Here is a 3532-nt window from a genome sequence, read left to right as displayed (position 1 = left end):
GATCAGCCGTCACGGCCGCCTGTCCAGCTTGTCTGGTGGGGGGTGTGTGGTTGGGCTTCTGTTCCTCTCTTCGCTCGTGCTCCTCGTTGTGGGGGGTGCCGGGGGTTGGTGGGGTTGTTGTTTGAGATCTGCATAGTGGACGCGAGCATCTTCATCATCTCGCTCGAGCCTGTCATGGCCGCCCTGGTTCCCCGTCTTGTTTGGTGGGGGTGGGGTTGTGTTGTGTGCGGGGTTGGGGTGTGGTGGTGAGTGTGTAATGAACTTTTCGGCTGCTGGCCTGCTTTCCTTGCGGGTGGTAGTCGATGAGAGTCTGCCGGCTCATTCCTTGATTGTGGGGTGGGTCGGGTGTTCTTTGGTTTTGCTCTTGCGGGTCGAGTGATGCGTGCTGTGATGGCGTGTGTTGTTTTGACGTTGTTGAGACAAGCTATGAAGGGCACATGGTGGATGCCTTGGCATCAAGAGCCGATGAAGGACGTTGGAGCCTGCGATAAGCCCTGGGGAGTTGGCAACCAAGCTGTGATCCGGGGGTGTCCGAATGGGGAAACCCAGCACGAGTCATGTCGTGCTACCTGCACCTGAACACATAGGGTGTGTGGAGGGAACGTCGGGAAGTGAAACATCTCAGTACCGACAGGAAGAGAAAACAACAGTGATTCCGAGAGTAGTGGCGAGCGAAATCGGATGAGGCCAAACCTCGAGTGTGTGATACCCGGCAGGGGTTGCATTCGGGGGGTTGTGGGACCGCTCAGTTGAGTCTGCCGGCTCAGCACAGAGTAAGAAACCAGTGTGGAAGTCGAAGTCGGTTGGAAAGCCGTACCGTAGAGGGTGATAGGCCCGTAGACGTAAAGCGCTGGCTCTGGAGCGTGTTCCCAAGTAACACGGAACCCCTGAAATTCCGTGTGAATCTGGCGGGACCACCCGTTAAGCCTAAATACTCCTTGATGACCGATAGCGGACAAGTACCGTGAGGGAAAGGTGAAAAGTACCCCTGGCGGGGAGTGAAATAGTACCTGAAACCGTGTGCCTACAATCCGTCGGAGCTTGTGCATTCCCTTGTGGGGTGTGTGGGTGACGGCGTGCCTTTTGAAGAATGAGCCTGCGAGTTTGCGGTGTGTTGCGAGGTTAACCCGTGTGGGGAAGCCGTAGCGAAAGCGAGTCCGAATAGGGCGTTTCAGTAGCGCGCTCAAGACCCGAAGCGAAGTGATCTATCCATGGGCAGGTTGAAGCGTCGGTAAGACGACGTGGAGGACCGAACCCACTTAGGTTGAAAACTGAGGGGATGACCTGTGGATAGGGGTGAAAGGCCAATCAAACTTCGTGATAGCTGGTTCTCCCCGAAATGCATTTAGGTGCAGCGTTGCGTGTTTCTTGCCGGAGGTAGAGCACTGGATAGCCGATGGGCCCTACAAGGTTACTGACGTTAGCCAAACTCCGAATGCCGGTAAGTGAGAGCGCAGCAGTGAGACTGCGGGGGATAAGCTCCGTAGTCGAGAGGGAAACAGCCCAGACCATCAGCTAAGGCCCCTAAGCGGTGACTAAGTGGAAAAGGATGTGGAGTCGCATTGACAACCAGGAGGTTGGCTTGGAAGCAGCCACCCTTGAAAGAGTGCGTAATAGCTCACTGGTCAAGTGATTCCGCGCCGACAATGTAGCGGGGCTCAAGTCATCCGCCGAAGCTATGGCATTCAGCGAATACATCAGCATCGACTCGATCGGTGTTCAGTGCGCTGGATGGGTAGGGGAGCGTCGTGTGGGCAGTGAAGCGCCGGAGTGATCCAGGCGTGGAGGCCACACGAGTGAGAATGCAGGCATGAGTAGCGAATCACGGGTGAGAAACCCGTGCGCCGAATGATCAAGGGTTCCAGGGTCAAGCTAATCTGCCCTGGGTAAGTCGGGACCTAAGGCGAGGCCGACAGGCGTAGTCGATGGACAACGGGTTGATATTCCCGTACCGGCGAAGTTGCGCCCATGACGAACCTGGTGATGCTAACCATCCGAAACTCATCGGACCGGACCCTTCGGGGCGAGGCTGGTGAGCGGAGCGTGGGACCCGAACTGGTAGTAGTCAAGCGATGGGGTGACACAGGAAGGTAGCCCAGCCACAGCGATGGTTGTCTGTGGGCAAGCGTGTAGGACGTGGTGTAGGCAAATCCGCACCATCCACTTCAGTGTGGAGTCTGAGACGTGATGCGGAGCCATATCTGGCGAAGTGGGTGATCCTATGCTGTCGAGAAAAACCTCTAGCGAGCAACGAGCCGCCCGTACCCCAAACCGACTCAGGTGATCAAGTAGAGAATACTAAGGCGATCGAGACAACCATGGTTAAGGAACTCGGCAAAATGCCCCCGTAACTTCGGGAGAAGGGGGGCCGGATCCGTGAACCCACTTGCTGGGGGAAGCGGTGATGGCCGCAGAGACCAGGGGAAAGCGACTGTTTACTAAAAACACAGGTCCGTGCGAAGTTGTAAGACGATGTATACGGACTGACTCCTGCCCGGTGCTGGAAGGTTAAGAGGACCGGTTAGACCCGCAAGGGTCGAAGCTGAGAATTTAAGCCCCAGTAAACGGCGGTGGTAACTATAACCATCCTAAGGTAGCGAAATTCCTTGTCGGGTAAGTTCCGACCTGCACGAATGGAGTAACGACTTTCCCACTGTCTCAACCATGGACTCGGCGAAATTGCACTACGAGTAAAGATGCTCGTTACGCGCGGCAGGACGGAAAGACCCCGGGACCTTTACTATAGTTTGGTATTGGTGTTTGGTACGGCTTGTGTAGGATAGGTGGGAGACTGTGAAACCCTCACGCCAGTGGGGGTGGAGTCAACGTTGAAATACCACTCTGGTCGTACTAGATGTCTAACCTAGGTCCGTTATCCGGATCAGGGACAGTGCCTGATGGGTAGTTTAACTGGGGCGGTTGCCTCCTAAAATGTAACGGAGGCGCTCAAAGGTTCCCTCAGCCTGGTTGGCAATCAGGTGGCGAGTGTAAGTGCACAAGGGAGCTTGACTGTGAGACAGACATGTCGAGCAGGGACGAAAGTCGGAACTAGTGATCTGGCCACGGCATGTGGAAGCGTGGTCACTCAACGGATAAAAGGTACCCCGGGGATAACAGGCTGATCTTCCCCAAGAGTCCATATCGACGGGATGGTTTGGCACCTCGATGTCGGCTCGTCGCATCCTGGGGCTGGAGTAGGTCCCAAGGGTTGGGCTGTTCGCCCATTAAAGCGGCACGCGAGCTGGGTTTAGAACGTCGTGAGACAGTTCGGTCCCTATCCGCCGCGCGCGCAGGAAACTTGAGAAAGGCTGTCCCTAGTACGAGAGGACCGGGATGGACGAACCTCTGGTGTGCCAGTTGTTCTGCCAAGAGCACGGCTGGTTGGCTACGTTCGGAAGTGATAACCGCTGAATGCATCTAAGCGGGAAGCACGTTTCAAGATGAGGTTTCCCACCCAATAATGGGGTAAGGCCCCCCACAGAACATGGGGTTGATAGGCCGGAGGTGTACAGCAGTAATGCCCAGCCGACCG

General features: G+C 56.0%; 1 rRNA gene. It reads left to right on the top strand.

Features of this window, described 5'->3' with window-relative positions:
• Positions 1-417: 417 nt before the first annotated feature.
• Positions 418-3532 (top strand): 23S ribosomal RNA (locus ACFQW6_RS22920); the annotation flags it as partial.

This window comes from Nocardioides sp. GCM10028917 (assembly GCF_042666175.1).
Classification (GTDB): domain Bacteria; phylum Actinomycetota; class Actinomycetes; order Propionibacteriales; family Nocardioidaceae; genus Nocardioides.
The sequence above is the reverse complement of the archived record's forward strand: the minus strand, read 5'-3'. Positions and strand labels throughout refer to the sequence as shown.